The organism is Streptomyces sp. NPDC008079 (assembly GCF_042957385.1).
In the GTDB taxonomy this organism is placed as follows: Bacteria; Actinomycetota; Actinomycetes; order Streptomycetales; family Streptomycetaceae; genus Actinacidiphila.
On sequence record NZ_JBIBIC010000013.1, the window covers coordinates 79,714 to 95,400 of the forward strand.

Annotated in this window: 12 protein-coding genes and 1 pseudogene; 12 read left to right on the plus strand and 1 reads right to left on the minus strand. The window is 73.4% G+C overall.

The features are described from left to right. The first annotated feature begins 146 nt into the window (after window positions 1-146). The 5 genes and pseudogenes from ACFZAM_RS25025 (at window position 147) to ACFZAM_RS25045 (ending at window position 9,634) form a co-directional block, all read left to right on the plus strand. Window positions 147-2,972, plus strand: coding sequence for a lantibiotic dehydratase (locus ACFZAM_RS25025; RefSeq protein ID WP_391049452.1), 2,826 nt, complete (start codon window positions 147-149; stop codon window positions 2,970-2,972). Beyond that, complete coding sequence (locus ACFZAM_RS25030) at window positions 2,969-4,138, plus strand: lantibiotic dehydratase C-terminal domain-containing protein (protein ID WP_391049453.1); 1,170 nt, start codon at window positions 2,969-2,971, stop codon at window positions 4,136-4,138. Before ACFZAM_RS25025 ends, ACFZAM_RS25030 begins: the two co-directional genes overlap by 4 nt. A 1,568-nt stretch (window positions 4,139-5,706) precedes the next feature. Next, window positions 5,707-6,621: pseudogene (locus ACFZAM_RS25035) on the plus strand (ABC transporter ATP-binding protein); the annotation flags it as partial. 143 nt (window positions 6,622-6,764) lie between these two features. Further along, window positions 6,765-7,526: an ABC transporter permease gene (locus tag ACFZAM_RS25040; protein ID WP_188281751.1), complete on the plus strand. Its 762-nt coding sequence runs from the start codon at window positions 6,765-6,767 to the stop codon at window positions 7,524-7,526. Beyond that, window positions 7,523-9,634, plus strand: a complete 2,112-nt coding sequence (locus tag ACFZAM_RS25045; RefSeq protein ID WP_391049455.1) for a TOMM precursor leader peptide-binding protein — start codon at window positions 7,523-7,525, stop codon at window positions 9,632-9,634. The genes ACFZAM_RS25040 and ACFZAM_RS25045 overlap by 4 nt, the downstream gene beginning before the upstream one ends. A 116-nt stretch (window positions 9,635-9,750) precedes the next feature. Here ACFZAM_RS25045 and ACFZAM_RS25050 read toward each other — a convergent pair whose 3' ends face one another. Then, entirely contained in the window at window positions 9,751-9,939 is a 189-nt protein-coding gene (locus ACFZAM_RS25050; protein ID WP_093711265.1) for a thiazolylpeptide-type bacteriocin, read from the minus strand. 215 nt (window positions 9,940-10,154) lie between these two features. On the opposite strand from ACFZAM_RS25050, the gene ACFZAM_RS25055 reads away from it, so the two are divergent. The 7 genes from ACFZAM_RS25055 (at window position 10,155) to ACFZAM_RS25085 (ending at window position 15,629) form a co-directional block, all read left to right on the plus strand. After that, a complete protein-coding gene (locus ACFZAM_RS25055) occupies window positions 10,155-11,543 on the plus strand; it encodes an amidohydrolase (protein ID WP_391049458.1) in 1,389 nt (462 codons plus the stop codon). A gap of 22 nt (window positions 11,544-11,565) precedes the next feature. After that, entirely contained in the window at window positions 11,566-11,835 is a 270-nt protein-coding gene (locus ACFZAM_RS25060; protein WP_355338956.1) for a hypothetical protein, read from the plus strand. After that, a complete protein-coding gene (locus tag ACFZAM_RS25065) occupies window positions 11,832-12,227 on the plus strand; it encodes a helix-turn-helix domain-containing protein (protein ID WP_317452687.1) in 396 nt (131 codons plus the stop codon). Before ACFZAM_RS25060 ends, ACFZAM_RS25065 begins: the two co-directional genes overlap by 4 nt. Window positions 12,228-12,329: 102 nt before the next feature. Further along, a complete protein-coding gene (gene uraD / locus ACFZAM_RS25070) occupies window positions 12,330-12,929 on the plus strand; it encodes a 2-oxo-4-hydroxy-4-carboxy-5-ureidoimidazoline decarboxylase (RefSeq protein WP_391049460.1) in 600 nt (199 codons plus the stop codon). After that, window positions 12,926-13,303, plus strand: coding sequence for a hydroxyisourate hydrolase (uraH, locus tag ACFZAM_RS25075; protein ID WP_391049462.1), 378 nt, complete (start codon window positions 12,926-12,928; stop codon window positions 13,301-13,303). The genes uraD and uraH overlap by 4 nt, the downstream gene beginning before the upstream one ends. A gap of 5 nt (window positions 13,304-13,308) precedes the next feature. Further along, window positions 13,309-14,247, plus strand: a complete 939-nt coding sequence (gene pucL, locus ACFZAM_RS25080) for a factor-independent urate hydroxylase (RefSeq protein ID WP_391049464.1) — start codon at window positions 13,309-13,311, stop codon at window positions 14,245-14,247. Between the two features lie 11 nt (window positions 14,248-14,258). Beyond that, a complete protein-coding gene (locus ACFZAM_RS25085; protein WP_391049466.1) occupies window positions 14,259-15,629 on the plus strand; it encodes an 8-oxoguanine deaminase in 1,371 nt (456 codons plus the stop codon). Window positions 15,630-15,687: the final 58 nt, after the last annotated feature.

Consider the following 15,687-nt stretch of genomic DNA (forward strand, 5'->3'; position numbering starts at 1 on the left):
GCTGACGGCGGCCGAGTCCAGAACCCCGCACGACCTCACACGGCCCCAGGGCCCGAGGACCGCAGAACCTTACGACCGCAGGGCCTTACGACCGCAGAGCCCGAGGACCGCAGGTGCCTTACGACCGCAGGACAGAAAGGAGCGGCATGAGCGTCATCGCCGACGCGCAGGACACCGAGGCGCCACGGAGCTGGCTGCTGCACCGCCGCTTCATGCTGCGGGTGGCGGGACTGCCGGTCGAGGCCGTCCACCGGCTGCGCTGCCCCGACACCCGGTGCTGGGCCGACCGCGTGCTCGCCGCCGAGGAGCGACTGGCCGCGCTCGCCGCCGAGTTGAGCGACCCGCTGACCGTCCTGGTCAAGGCCACCGAGGACGACACCGAGCGGCGCGCCGTGCTCGCGCTGCGCCGCCAGGTCTTCAACGACCGGCTGCCGCGCGACCCGGACGCCGTACGGGATCTCGCCGCCGTGCTCGGCGGCCCGACCGGCGAACTCCTCACCGACTGGCTGGAGTCCCGGCTCGGGCTTGAGCAACTGCGCGGCGATGGTGGCCCGTTGCTCGACCGGGACCTGGCCGCGAGCCGCGCGGAGCTGCGCGGCCTCGCGGGCGAGGAGCGGCTGCGGCTCGCCCTCGCCCTGGCCTCGCCGACGCTGGACGGCCAGCTCGACGCGTTCATCGCCGACCGCGCCGCCGTACCGGACAAGCGGACCAGGAAGAAGGAGCGCTCGCTGCTGGCGTACCTCTACAGGACCGCCTGCAAGACCAGCCCGTTCAGCACCTTCACCGCCGTCGCCGAGGGCCGGTTCCGCGAGGTCGGGCCCGAGGTGCGGACCGGCGGCGACTGGACCAGCCACCCCCGGCTGAACGTCGTGGTGCTCGCCAGGCTCGCCGAGCTGATCGGCGCCGACGACACGCGGCGCGGCGACCTCCCCGTCGCCCTGTCGGCGGGCTGGGAACTGGACGAGAACCGGATCCGCTACGTACGCCGCTCGGTCACCGCGGGCGACGACAGCGCCGCCGTCAGCTTCGACGCGGCCCACGACCGGCTCTTCTTCCTGCGCCACAGCGACATCCTGGAGCGGATGATCGCCCTCTTCCACGGCGAGAAGCCCGTCAGATACGCCGAGTTGACGGCCTGGCTGGCGGCGGAGACCGGAGCGAGCCGGGACGAGGCGGCGCACTACGCCGCGACCCTGCTCGACCTCGGCATCCTCCAGATGACCGGCCTCGCCACCGATGTGCACGCCCCCGACCCGCTGCGGTCCTTCCAGAGCGCGCTGCGCGGCCTCGGCCGCGACTGGGCCGACGCCGTCGCCGACCGGCTCGACGCCCCGGCCGCCCGCGTCGACGCCTGGGCCACCGCCGACGTACCCGCCCGGCGCGCGCTGCTCGCCGGGCTGCGCCGCGACCTGACCGCGCTCCAGACCGAACTGGGCGCCGCCGCGCCGTCGTTGCCGCAGACCCTGCTCTACGAGGACGTCCGCGAGGACGCGGTCGAGGCCGACGTCACGCAGTGGACGGAGCTGGCCGCCGCGCCGCTGCACGCCCTGACCGGCATGCTGCCCGCCTTCGACGTGGCCCTCCCGCAGCGCCTGGTCCTCAAGGGCTTCTTCCTGGCCCGCTACGGCCGCGGCGGCCGGTGCGACGACCTGCTGCGGCTCGTCCACGACTTCCACGAGGACATCTTCACGCAGTACCTCCAGTTCACCTCGATGAAGTCGCCCTGGGCGGCCGACGGCGGCCACGCGCCGGAGGAGAACTGGCTCGGCATGCCCGAGGTCACCGCGGTGGACCGGGCCCGCGCCGAGTTCACCCGCCGGATGCGCGACGCCTGGGCCGCGTACGCGGGGGCACCCGGCGGCGAACTGCGCCTGGACGAGGACACGGTGGCCGCCGTCACCACCGAACTCGCCCCGCTGGGCACGTCCTTCGCCCCGCACAGCCACTTCCTGCAACTCGCCCGCCGCGCCGAGGACCCGCTGGTGGTGCTCAACAACTCCTACGGCGGCCTGTCCTTCCCCTTCACCCGCTTCACGCACTGCTTCGACGCGGCACCCGAGAGCGGCGGCGCGGCGGCACCCGGCGGCGCGGCGGCGGACGGCGGCGACCCCGCACCCGGCGGCCTCACCGACCGGCTGCGCGAGACCCTGCGCGAATGGCAGCCGCCCGGCGCGGTGTTCGCCGAGATCACCGCCGGGTCCGCCACCACCAATCTCAACCTGCACGGACGGCTCACCGACCACGAGATCGTCTGCCCCGGCGAGAGCAGCACGGTGCCCGCCACCGGCCGGATCGACCTGGACGACCTGTACGCGGAACACGACCCGGTGGACGACCGGCTGGTGCTGCGGTCCCGGCGGCTCGGCCGCGAGGTCGTCCCGCTCTACCTCGGCTACCTCGTCCCGATGGTGCTGCCCGAGGTGCCGCGCACGCTGCTGCTCTTCTCGCCGACCTCCCGCGCGGCGGTCGACGTGTGGCGCGGTGTACCCGCGGGCCCCGAGCGCGACGGCGTCACCGCGCGGCCCCGGGTCCGCTTCCGGAGCCTGGTGCTGCACCGCAGGTCGTGGACGGCGGCGCCCGGCGCGCTGCCCGCCCGCGAACCGGGCCTGGACGAGGCCGGGTTCTATCTGCGCTGGCAGCGATGGCGGCGCGATCACGGGCTGCCCGACCGGGTGTTCGCCACCGTCCACGAGGAGAAGGCCGACGACGCGAGCGGTTTCGGCGCGGTCTTCGGCGGCTCCAAGCCGCAATTCGTCGACTTCGACAGCCCGTTGTCACTGATCGCGCTCGACGGGCTGACCGGTGGCGGCCGTACCAGGACCGTCTTCGAGGAAATGCTGCCGGGCGAGCAGGAGTTGCACGTCCGCTCCCCGCGCGGCCACCACGTGGCGGAACTGGCCGTCGAAATCGTCCCCCGCGCGGCGGAACCGGCCGCGGCGGGCCACCACGGAAGGCAGGACAGCTCCGTATGACCACCTCCGGGGCGCGATCCGCCCCCGTCACCGGCCCGCGCCCGACACCGCGGTCCGCGCCCGAATCCACGGCCGTTCCCGCACCGGCAGGCGCTTCGGGGCGCGGCGACTGGCAGGCGTTCCACGTCTTCTACGCCGCCAGCCCCCGCCCCTTCCTGCTCCAGTGCGTGCGCCCGCTGGTCGAAGGGCTCACCCGCGACGGCCTGTTGAGCGGCTACTTCTTCATCAACTACTGGCTGGAGGGCCCGCACATCAGGGTGCGGCTGCGCCCCTCGTCACCGCAGGCCGCACCCGTGGTCACCGCGCGCGCCACCGCCGCCGTCGACGCCTTCCTGCGCAAGCGCCCCGCGCTCTACGAGGTCAAGGGCGGCTTCCTCGCCGACCTGTACAACACCCTCTTCGAGCTGGAGTTCCCCGGCGGCGAGCGCAACGGCCTGGTCGACGAGGAGGGCCGCATGCGCCTGCGGCCCAACAACTCCTTCAGCCCCGAGCCCTACGAGCCCGAGTACGGGAAGTACGGCGGCCCGGCCGGGGTCGAACTGGCGGAGTGGCACTTCCAGCGCTCCAGCGACCTGGTCATCGACGCGCTCGCCACCATGAACCTGCACCTGCGGACCGTACTGCTGGGCGTATCGGCCCAGTTGATGATGACCATGTCCGGGTGCCTGCTGCGCGACGACACCGCGCTGCTGGAATTCCTCGACCGCTACCACGAGTTCTGGAACTCCGCGTTCTCCGGCACCAACTACACCGCCCAGGACGGCTACGACCGCGCCTACGGCACGATGGAGGCGCTGCCCCAGCGCTTCCAGGAGATCCGCGCGGCGGTCGCGGAACCCGCGCCCGAGCGGCTGCCGACGTTCCTCGCCGGGTGGGCCGAGCACTGCCTGGAGCTGCGCGAGCGCGTCGTGGCCCTGGCGGACGGCGGCGACCTGGTCTTCCGCTCCTGGGACGGCACCCGCGACCTGCCGGTCACCGACCCCGGCCAGGCGCTGCCGATGCTGCTGTCGCCGTACATGCACATGACCAACAACCGGCTGTCGGTCACCGTCCGCGACGAGGCGTTCTTGTCGTACGTCCTGGCCCGCGCGCTGCGCGAGCCCCGGACGCCGCCGGGCGCCGACTCCGACGGCCGGTCCGAGCCGCAGCCCTCGGCGGCGCCATGACCACCGGCGGCCTGCTCGAACTGCGGCCCGCGCTGCGCCCCGGCATCCTGGTCGGCCCCGCCCTGATGCGCGGCCCCGCCCTCGTCCATCTGCTCAAGGACCCGGTCACCGGGGTACGGCTCGAAGTCGGCGCCAAAGAGCACTTCATCATCGCCCGGCTCGACGGCAGCCGGTCGCTCGCCGAGATCGGCGCGGAGTACGCGGACCGGTTCGGCGCGCGGCTCGGCGACGCGCAGTGGCAGCAGATGCTGCGGCTGCTGTCGACCCGTCAGCTCCTCGACGGCGGCGGCCGGTCGGTCGTCGTGCCCGCCGCCAGTGCCGAACCGGCCTTCAAATCAACGCTGTTGAGCGGGAAGACGCGCATGGTCGCGGACGCCCCCGCGCTCATGGACACCCTGCACGGCGCCACCGCCTTCGCCCGCAGGCGCGCCGTCCTGTTCCCGCTGCTCGCGCTGGCCGTCGCCGTCCTCGCCCTCGTCGGCCTCCGCTTCGGCCAACTGGCCGACCAGACCGGGCGCCTGTACGACCAGCCGGTCGCGCTCGCCGCCGTCGGCTGCGTGCTGTGGGTCAGCCTCGGCCTGCACGAACTGGCCCACGGGCTGGTCGCGCGGGCGTACGGGCTGCGGGTCGGGGAGATCGGGCTCCGCCGGGTCTGGGGCTTCATGACGTACCTCTACTGCGAGGTGCACGACGTCCAGTTCCTCGACCGGCGCGGCCGTCAGGTCGCCGTCGCGGCGGCGGGCGCCGTCATGAACCTCCTCTTCCTCGCGCCCTTCTGGCTCGTCTGGACCCTCCTGCCGGAACACGCCCAGGCCCTCCCCTTCTTCGGCGGCCTCATCCTCCTCGGCACCGCCATGGCCCTGCTCAATCTCCTGCCGCTCCCGCCGCTCGACGGCTACAAAGCCCTCGGTTACACCCTGGGCACGCTCCAACTGGCCACCGAGAGCCGCCAGTTCCTGGGCGTGGCCGCGCGTGCCCCGCTCGGGCGGAGGGCCGACTCCGGCCGGGACGGCGCGGCTGCCGCCGCCGCGACGACTGGCCGAGTGCCCGGCTCCGGCCGGAACGCCCGCGCGCGGCTCGCCGCCTATCCCACGCGGCTGCGCGTCATCTACGGCGGATACGCCGCCTGTTGCGCGGTGCTGGCCCTGGCGGCGCTCGCCGTGGCCGGACTGCTGTGCCGCGCGGCACTGCCGGACGACTGGCGCACCTGGACCCCGTACCTCCCGGTGGCCCTGGTCGCCGCGGCCCTCCTCCTGCGCCTGCTCGGCCTGCGCGCCGCGGCCATGCGCGAGGCGGCGCTCGCGCGCCGGACGCCGGGGGAGACGGCCGACCTCCGGCCGGGAAGCGGCTCGGCGACGACCGCTACGGGCGCCGTCGGCGCGGGAGCGTCCGAGCCCACCGGCTCCCCGGCCGCGCGGCGGGCGTCCGCGGCCGACGGGGCGCGGCCGTCCGGCGTGGCGCACGCCCTGCCGTCGTCCGCGACGGCCGCTACGGGCGCCGCGGCGGGCGCGAAGGACTCTGAACGGCCCGCGTCAGCGGGGACACCTCAGGAGCGGGAGAAAGGCGACATGAAACGAACCGCACGTCCGACGGGGCCGGCGATCGAACTGGTCGGGGTCAGCAAGCGGTACGGCGAGGTGCACGCGCTCGACGGGGTGTCGCTGACGGTCGAGCAGGGCGAGTTCTTCGGCGTTCTCGGACCCAACGGGGCCGGAAAGACCACGCTCGTGGAGATCGTGGAGGGGATGCGGAAGGCGGACGCGGGCAAGGTCGCCGTGTTCGGCCAGAGCCCGTGGCCGCGGAACATCGCCCTGCTGCGGCGGATCGGGGTGCAGACCCAGGCGTCGGCCTTCTTCACACGGCTGACCGCGTGGGAGCACCTGGAGACGGTCGCCGCGCTCCAGGGCGTGGACCGCGCCGCCGCGCGGCACGCGATGGACCTGGTCGGGCTGCGGGACAAGGAGCGCAGCCGGGTCGACGACCTGTCGGGCGGCCAGCGGCAGCGCCTGGCGCTGGCCACCGCGCTGGTCCACGAGCCTGACCTGATCTTCCTCGACGAGCCGACCGCCGCGCTCGACCCCGAGGCGCGCCGCGCCCTGTGGTCGGTGCTGCGGGACCTGCGCGGCGAGGGCCGCACCATCGTCTACACCACGCACTACCTGGACGAGGCGGAGGCGCTGTGCGACCGGGTGGCGATCATCGCCGACGGCCGCGTCGTGGCGCTCGACAGCCCCGGCTCGCTGATCAGGTCGATGGCCGCGCCCGCGCGGCTGCTGATCCCCGCCGGCCGGATCACGCTCGACCAGGCGCGCGCCGTCGAGGGCGTCGACCGGGCGTTCCTGGAGGGCGCCGAGGTCGTCGTCGAGACCCGGCACGCCAACCGGGTGCTGGTCGCGCTCGGCGAGTTCGTCGACATGGACGCGATCCAGACCAGGACCGCGACCCTGGAGGACGCGTATCTGCGGCTGACGGGACCGGGCGCCGGGGGAGCCGGAAAGGCGGAAGCCTCGGGCCCCGACACCGGGACCGGCCCCGACACCGGGACTGGCCCCGACACCGGCCCCGGTCCCGACCTCGACACCGGGACCGCCACCACGACGGCCGCCGTCGGAACGGAGCACCGTCCATGACCACCACCACCGCCTACTCCGCGCTGACCAGGGCCACATACCTGGCGTCGATACGCGACCGCACCACCGTCTTCTTCACCTTCGCCTTCCCGCTGGTCTTCCTGGTCGTCTTCGGTCTGCTCTTCCGCGGCCAGTCGGTCGACGGGGGCCTGGCGTACATCAACTACGTGGCACCCGGCGTGCTCTCGTGGGGCGTCGGCAACGCGGCGCTGTTCGGCCCGGCCTTCGCGCTGATGCACTGGCGGCGCGACGACATCCTGCGGCTGATCTGGCGTACGCCCACGCCGCTGCCCACCGTCCTCGCCTCGCGCTTCGTGGTCGCCGTCGTGGTCGGTCTGTCGCAGGCGGTGCTGTTCACGGCGGTCGCGCTGCTGCCCTTCTTCGGCCTCCACCTGGACGGGAGTTGGCCGCTCGCGCTGCCGCTGCTGGTCTTCGGCGTCGCCGCCTTCCTGGCGATGGGCCTGGTCGTCGGCAGCCTCGCCGACACCCCGGAGGCGGTCGCCGCCATCGCCAACTGCGTGATGGTCCCGATGGCGTTCCTGTCCGGCTCCTTCTACCCGGCGGACCTGCTGCCCGGCTGGATCCAGACCATGTCGTGGGTGCTGCCGCTGCGTTACCTCGACCACGGCCTCACCGATGTGCTGGCGGGGCGCGCCGACTTCGCCTCGCTCGCCGTCGACTGCGGCGGCCTGGCCGCCTTCACCGTCGTCTTCGGGCTGATCGCCGCCCGCACCTTCCGCTGGAGCAACCGGACATGAGCCTCGACACCGCGGTACGGCCCGCTCACGTGCCCGAGATCCCCGGGCAGACTCCGCTGGAGTCCGCGGGCCGCGACCTGGAACGGCGGCTGGCCGCGCGAGCGGCCCGCGCCGCCGCGCCCGCGCCCGGGACCGCCGTCGTCGGCGGCACCGATGTGCTGCGCCCGGAACCGGCCGAGACCGCGGGGCGGCGCGCCCGCGCCATCGTGCACCTGACCGCCGACGCCGTGCTCCTCGGCCCCTGGGGCGGCTCGCCCGCCGAGGCCGCCTGCGGCACCTGCCTGGCCATCCGCTGGCAGCGGCTGCGCACCCGTACCGAACGCGAGGCGCTGGAGACGGGCCTCGCCCGTACCGCCGCCGGGCGCTGGCCCGTGCTGCCCGACTTCACGGTCGACGCGGTCTGGGCCCTTTACGAACTGACCCTCGGGCGGAAGGCGGGGACCGGTTCGGAGACCGGTTCGGAAACCGGGGCGGAGACGGGGGCCGGGACCGGCGGCCACGACCTGCCCCGGGTCACCCGGTACGACCTGGAGACCGGCCTCGTCCAGACCGTGCCGCTGCTCGCCGATCCGCTGTGCCCGCACCCGCACGGCGCCCCGCCCGCGACGACCGCACCGACCCGGCCCGACCTGCCAGCACCCGACGCGGCGGCCCTCGACGTATCCTCCGCCGACGTATCCGGTACCGGCCCGTCCGGGCCCGGGCACTTCCTCGCCACCGGGCCGGAGGCCGAGCCCTTTCCCGTCTCGCGGCCCAAGCCCACCCCCGACAGCTACCGGCTGCGGTCACCCGGCGCGTACGCCCTGCCGACCGCCGCGCTCGCCAACCCCGTGTGCGGGGTGCTCGGCGCGGGCACCTGGAGCGATGTCACCTCGCCGACCACCGCGCCCGTCGCGGGCAGCGTCTTCATGCGCGGTTACGCGGGCCTGACCGACGTCACGTGGAGCGGCCAGGCCAACTCCTTCGCACACAGCAGGGACTTGGCGTTCCTCGAAGGGCTGGAGCGGTACGCGGGCACGCACCGCAGGGAGACCGGCGGCATCGTCACCGACTCGTACGACAACCTCGGCGACGCGGCCCTCGACCCGCGCGACTGCGGGCTCTACACGCCGGAGACCTACGCCGCCGACCCGATGATCGCGCCCTTCGACCCGGCGCGGCCGATCCCCTGGGTACGCGGCTGGTCGCTGCGCGACGAGCGGGAGGTGCTGGTGCCGGCCCGGCTGGTCTACTACAGCGCGGGCACCGCCGCCGACCACTTCGTCTTCGAGTGCTCCAACGGCTGCGCGATCGGCAGTTGCCTGGAGGAGGCCGTGCTGTTCGGCCTGCTCGAACTCATCGAGCGCGACGCGTTCCTGCTCGGCTGGTACGGCAACGCCCGGCTCACCGAGATCGACCTCGGCTCCTGCCGCAGCCCGGTGGTGCGCGCCATGACCGACCGGGCGGCGCTGTGCGGCTACGACGTGCACGCCTTCGACAACCGCATCGACCTCGCCGTGCCGGTCGTCACCGGCCTCGCCGTCCGCCGCGACGGAGGCCCCGGCACGCTCGCCTTCGCCGCGGGCGCCGCCTTCGACCCGGAGACCGCGGTGGAGTCGGCGGTCTCCGAGATCTTGACGTATCTCCCGCACCTGCCACGGCAGGTGACGGAGCGTCCGGCCGAACTGGAGGCGATGGCCGAGGACTTCGACCTCGTCCGCCGACTCCCCGACCACGCGGCCCTGTTCGGCCTGCCGCGGATGAGGGAGCACGTCGGCAGCTACCTGGAGCCGCCCGCCGTACGGCCGCTGGACGAGGTCTACGCACGGTGGGAGCGGGACCGGCCGCGCGGGCTCGACCTGCGCGACGACGTCCTGTGGTGCCGGGACGAACTGGCGCGCGCCGGATGCGATGTCGTCGTGGTCGACCAGACCACCCCGGAGCAGCGGCGGATGGGCCTGCGGACGGTCTGCACGATCGCGCCAGGTCTGCTGCCGATCGACTTCGGCTGGCCGCGGCAGCGCGCGCTGACCATGCCCCGGCTGCGTACCGCACAGCGCCGCGGCGGCCTGCGCCCCGACGACCTGCGCGACGACGAGGTGCGCCGCGTGCCGCACCCGTTCCCGTAGGAACCCGCAGGAACCCTGAGGAATCTCCGAGGAAACCGACGATGACGACGCCGCGACATGACTACTCCGCGGACCGGGGAGGCCGGTCCGCGGAGCGTGAAGCGGGTGGTGGCTCGTCAGGCGGTGCAGCTCGTGGTGCTGGTGGTGCTGGAGCAGGTGCTGGTGCTGGAGCAGCTCGTCGACGAGCCGAGCATGACCTCGCTGGCGTCCGAGTAGTCGGTGATCTCGAAGGTCTCCGACTCGAGCTCCAGGATCTCCTGGGCCAGAGAGGCGAGCGGCGTGTCCAGCTTGGAGATGTCAGCCATGATGACTCCTTCTCAGCAGGGAGCGCGGCCCGCGACGGGCCGGCCCCATCTTTCTACGCGCGTCCACTGGCGAATCACCCTGCCGCCCGCTGTCATCCCGCTTGCACCGCCCGCCGCCCCTGTCACGTGACCCGCATTCCGGCACCCCCGCCCCCGACCCCCGCCCGGAGCGCCCGATGAACCCGCCGACCGGACCCACACCCGTATCCGGACCCATGTCCGGGCCCCCGCCCGTCTCAGGAACCGTCTCCGACGCCGTCCTGACCCGCGCCGCCGAGCTGTATCTGGACCTGCACCGGCACCCCGAGCTGTCCGGGGCCGAGGAGCGCACCGCCGCCCGCTTCGCCGCCGCGCTCAGGGCCGCGGGACTGCGCGTCGAACGCGGCGTCGGCGGCCACGGCGTGGTCGGGGTGCTGGCCAACGGCCCCGGCCCCGTCGTCATGCTCCGCGCGGAGCTGGACGCCCTCCCCGTACGCGAGAACACCGGCCTGGCGTACGCCAGTTCCGCCACCGCCGCGGGACCCGACGGCGCTCCCGTCCCCGTCATGCACGCCTGCGGCCACGACATGCACCTGGCGTGCGCGGCGGGCGCGGCGGCGTCGCTCGCGGGGGCCGCCGACCGGTGGCAGGGCACGCTCGTCGTCGTCGGCCAGCCGGCCGAGGAGACGCTCAGCGGCGCCGCCGCCATGCTCGCCGACGGCCTCTACCGGCGCTTCCCCGTGCCCGACGACGTGCTCGCGCAGCATGTGGTGCCGCTGCCCGCGGGCATGGTCGCGCACGCGCAGGGCCCGCTGCTCGCGGGCAGCGTCACCCTGGAGATCGTGCTGTACGGCCGCGGCGGCCACGCCTCCACACCGCAGTTCGCCGCCGATCCGGTGATCACCGCGGCGGCGGTCGTCCTGCGCCTCCAGACCGTCGTGTCGCGCGAGACGGGTCCCGGCGAGCCGCTGGTGCTCACGGTCGGCTCGGTAAGGGCGGGCACGCCCGGCGCGGGGAACGTCATCGCGGACTCCGCGACCCTCCAGGTGACCGTGCGGGCCTTCTCCGACGCCGCGCTCGACCGGGCCGTGGCCGCCGTCCACCGGATCGCGCGCGCCGAGTCCGCCGCCTCGCCCGACCCGCAGCCGCCCGCTCCCGACCTGCGCGTCCTGTCCCGTTCCTGCCCCACCGTGCCCGACGCCGAGCTGACCACCGCCGTGCGCCGCGCGCACGAGGCCGCCTTCGGTCCGCAGCGCGTCACCCGCTGGCAGCCGTCGACGGCCACGGAGGACTTCGCGCTGTACGGGGACGCGGGCCGCGCGCTGCACGGCGTGCCGGGGATACGGACCGGCTACTGGATGCTCGGCGCGGTCGGCCCCCGGCAGTGGGTCGAGGCGGGCCGCGGCGACACGGACACGGCCGGGCGGCTGGCGGCACTGCCGCCGAACCACTCCTCGCGGTTCGCCCCGCACCCCCGCCTCACCCTCGAAGCGGGTATCGCGGCGATGACTGTGGCGGTACAGGCCCGTATGCCGTCGGTTAAGGTCGCATCGACCGCGTCGAGCGTATCGACGACGCCGTCCCGGCAGGACCGTCCGGCAGGGCGGGGGACGGCGGGCACGTAGCGCAGCCACCCGAGGGGCCCTGGTGAGACTGAGGCTGGAATTCACGACCGAGCCGTTCGACCTGGACGAGCCGCCCGAGCACGCGGTGGTGGCCCGTGAGGTGGTCGAGGGCGCGTCGCTCGACGCGGTGGACGTCGGCCCGTTCGGCAACACCGCCGAGGGCGAGGCCGACGCGGTCGTCGCGTCCGTCGCGGAGCTGCTGCGGCGCACGCTGGCGGCGGGCGCCACCCGGGTGTCGCTCCAGGTCAACGTGGTCGCGGCGGCCGGGCGGGCGCAGGAGGACGGCAAGTGACGGGCACCGGGGGGCACCCCTTCGCCGCGGCGGTGAAGCCGCTGGTGGACGCGATGGGCGCGGAGATGGTCGCGCCGGACGAGGCGCGCGGCGACGACGTGGTGCTGAGCTGGGAGGGCGAGGAGGTGGTGGCCGTCCGGCTGCCCCATCTGGCCGACTCCCTCGACCACCTGCTGGCCGACCTCGAACGCCGGCACGGCTCGCTGCCCGCCCTGGGCCGCAAGGACAAGCAGACCGTCGTCCGCATCCTGGAGGAGCGCGGCGCCTTCTCCGTGCGGCACGGCGTGGAGACCGTCGCGTCCGCGCTCGGCGTCAGCCGCTTCACCGTCTACAACTACCTGAACAGGGAGAACGCCCTGAACAGCGAGAAGAGTGCCCGCGAGAGCGAGTGACCGGCCGTTGTTTCCTCTTCCGTCCGCTCCCGGACGGCTTTGTTACCGGAAGTTTTCAACAAACTGTTGACGTCGTACGGCGGCGACTCTTAGCTTGCGACTGTGACTTCCAGCGCATCGCCGGGTCTTTCCCGGCTCAATGAGGCCACCTCGTCAGCGGCGTCCGCGCTGCTCCACGAGGTGTGCGCCAGTACGGCGTGGGACGCCGCGCTGGCCGCCGGACGGCCGTACGACCGCCTCGACGACCTGCTCGCGGCGAGCGACACCGCCATGGCGGCGCTCACCGCGGACGACCTCGCGCAGGCGATGGCCGGACACCCGCCGATCGGCCGCCCGACCCCGGGCGACGCCACGTCGGCGCGGGAGCAGAGCGGGGTCGGCGCGGCCGAGCGCGAGGAACTGCTCGCGCTCAACCTGGCCTACCAGGACGCGCACGGCCATGTCTTCCTGATCTGCGCCACCGGCAGGACCGGTGAGCAGATGCTGGCCGCCCTCAAGGAGCGGATCGGCAACGACACGGACACCGAACGCGAGATCGTCCGCGCCGAACTGGGAAAGATCAACCGCATCCGGCTCACCCGCCTCGCCGGAGCCGGAGCCGGAGCCGGAGCCGGAGCCGGAGCCGATACCGGGACCGGCACCAGTGCCACCGCCGGAGCCGGAGCCGCACGCGAGGCCGCGTCCGAAGGAGATCCCTCATGACCGACACGTCGGTGTCCACGCACATCCTGGACACGAGCGTCGGCCGCCCGGCGGAAGGCGTGCCCGTCCATCTGTCGGTGCGCGCCTCGGCCGGCGGGATCTGGTCGCCGCACGGGTCGTCGAAGACCGACGGCGACGGCCGCTGCAAGGATCTCCCGGCCCTGCCGGAAGGCACCACCCACGTACGGCTGCACTTCGACGTGGAGCCGTACCTCACCCGCCAAGCCAACGCACAGCAGGACGCCCCCCGCGCAAGGGACAGCGGAGCTTTCTTCCCGGAGGTGGCGATCGTCTTCGCCGTCAGGCCGGGCGAGCACTATCACGTACCGCTGCTGCTCAATCCGTTCGGCTACTCCGTATACCGAGGGAGCTAGCACCGATGACCGCCACTTCCCGCCCGTCCCACCCGGTTTTTCTCGGCCAGAACCAGTACGGCAAGGCAGAGAACCGTGTCGTCAGGATCACCCGCGACGGCGGCACGCACCACATCAAGGACCTGAACGTCTCGGTCGCGCTCTCCGGCGACATGGACGACGTGCACCTGTCCGGCTCCAACGCCAACGTGCTGCCGACCGACACCACCAAGAACACGGTGTTCGCCTTCGCCAAGGAACACGGCATCGAGTCCGCCGAGCAGTTCGGCATCCACCTCGCCCGGCACTTCGTCACCAGCCAGGAGCCGATCAAGCGGGCGCGGATACGGATAGAGGAGTACTCCTGGGAGCGGATCGCCGCCTCCGAGGCGGGCTCCCGCTTCATCGGCGCCGACGAGATCCAGCACTCCTTCGTCCGCAAGGGCCAGGAGACCCGCACCACCGAGGTCGGCTACGACGGCGAGAACTGGCAGGTCGTCTCCGGCCTGAAGGACCTGGTGGTCATGAACTCCACCAACTCCGAGTTCTGGGGCTTCGTCAAGGACGAGTACACGACCCTCAAAGAGGCGTACGACCGCATCCTCGCCACCGAGGTCACCGCCCGCTGGCGGTTCAACTGGACCAGCGACGAGCGGCGCGCCCCGCAGTGGGAGAAGGCGTACGGGCAGGTCCGCACGGACCTGCTGGAGGCGTTCGCCGAGACGTACTCGCTCTCGCTCCAGCAGACCCTCTACGCGATGGGCTCGCGGGTCATCACCAGCCGCTCCTACGTGGACGAGGTCCGGCTCTCGCTGCCCAACAAGCACCACTTCCTGGTTGACCTGGAGCCGTTCGGCCTCAAGAACGACAACGAGGTCTATCTCGCGGCCGACCGTCCGTACGGCCTCATCGAGGGCACCGTGCTGCGTGACGGCGCCGAGCCCCGCATCCCGGTGACGGACTGAGAGGCACCACCATGAGCAACCGCATCGTCATCGAGAACTGCGGCGTCGCGACCGTCGACGCCGACGACACCGAGTACGCCACCGGGCACGTCGTCGTCGCGGACAATCTGATCGAGTCCGTCGGAGCGGGCCCCGCACCGGCCGGTCTGGAGAACGTCACCCGCCGGATCGACGGCACCGGACACCTCGTCACCCCCGGCCTGGTCAACACCCACCACCACTTCTACCAGTGGATCACCCGCGGCCTCGCCCAGAACAGCAACCTCTTCAACTGGCTGGTCGAGCTGTACCCGACCTGGGCGCGGATCGACGAGCGGATGGTCTACGCGGCGGCCTCCGGCTCGCTCGGCGTGATGGCCCGCGGCGGCGTCACCACCGCGATGGACCACCACTACGTCTTCCCGCGCGGCGCGGGCGACCTGCTCGGCGCCGAGATCCGCGCCGCCGCCGAACTGGGCGTGCGCTTCACCGCCGCCCGCGGCTCGATGGACCGCGGCGAGAGCGACGGCGGACTGCCACCGGACTTCGCCGTGGAGACCACCGAGGGCGCGCTGCTCGCGACCGAGGAGGCCATCGACACCCACCACGACGCCTCCTTCGGCTCGATGCTGCACATCGCCGCCGCGCCCTGCTCGCCCTTCTCGGTCTCCACCGAACTGCTGCGCGAGGCCGCGGTGCTGGCCCGCCGCAAGGGCGTCCGGCTGCACACGCACGGCAGCGAGACGGTGGAGGAGGAGAAGTTCTGCCACGAGCTGTTCGGCATGGGCCCGACGGACTACTTCGAGTCCACCGGCTGGCTCGGCGACGACGTGTGGATGGCGCACTGCGTCCACATGAACGACTCCGACATCGCCGCCTTCGCCCGGACCGGGACCGGCGTCGCGCACTGCCCGTCGTCCAACGCCCGGCTCGCCGCGGGCATCGCGCGGGTGCCCGACATGCTCGCCGCCGGGGTCCCGGTCGGCCTCGGCGTGGACGGCACCGCGTCCAACGAGTCCGGTGAACTCCACACCGAACTGCGCAACGCCCTGCTCATCAACCGCCTCGGCGGCGGCGAGAAGGCGCTGAACGCCCGTCAGGCCCTGCGCCTGGGCACCTACGGCGGCGCGCGCGTGCTCGGCCGTACCGCCGAGATCGGCTCCCTGGAGGCCGGGAAGCTCGCCGACCTCGTGCTGTGGAAGCTCGACGGCATCGCGCACGCCTCGATCGCCGACCCCGTCGCCGCGCTGGTCTTCGGCGCGGCGGCCCCGGTCACCCTGTCGCTGGTCAACGGCGTGCCGGTGGTCGAGAACAACCGGCTCACCCGCGCCGACGAGGACGCCATCGCGCGGCTGACCAGGACCGAGGCGCAGCGCCTCGCGCGGATCGCGGGCCTGGCGTAACACCGTAGGCACCGCCGCGAAAGCGACCGGTCGGGGAGGGACGGCCCCCGACCGGTAG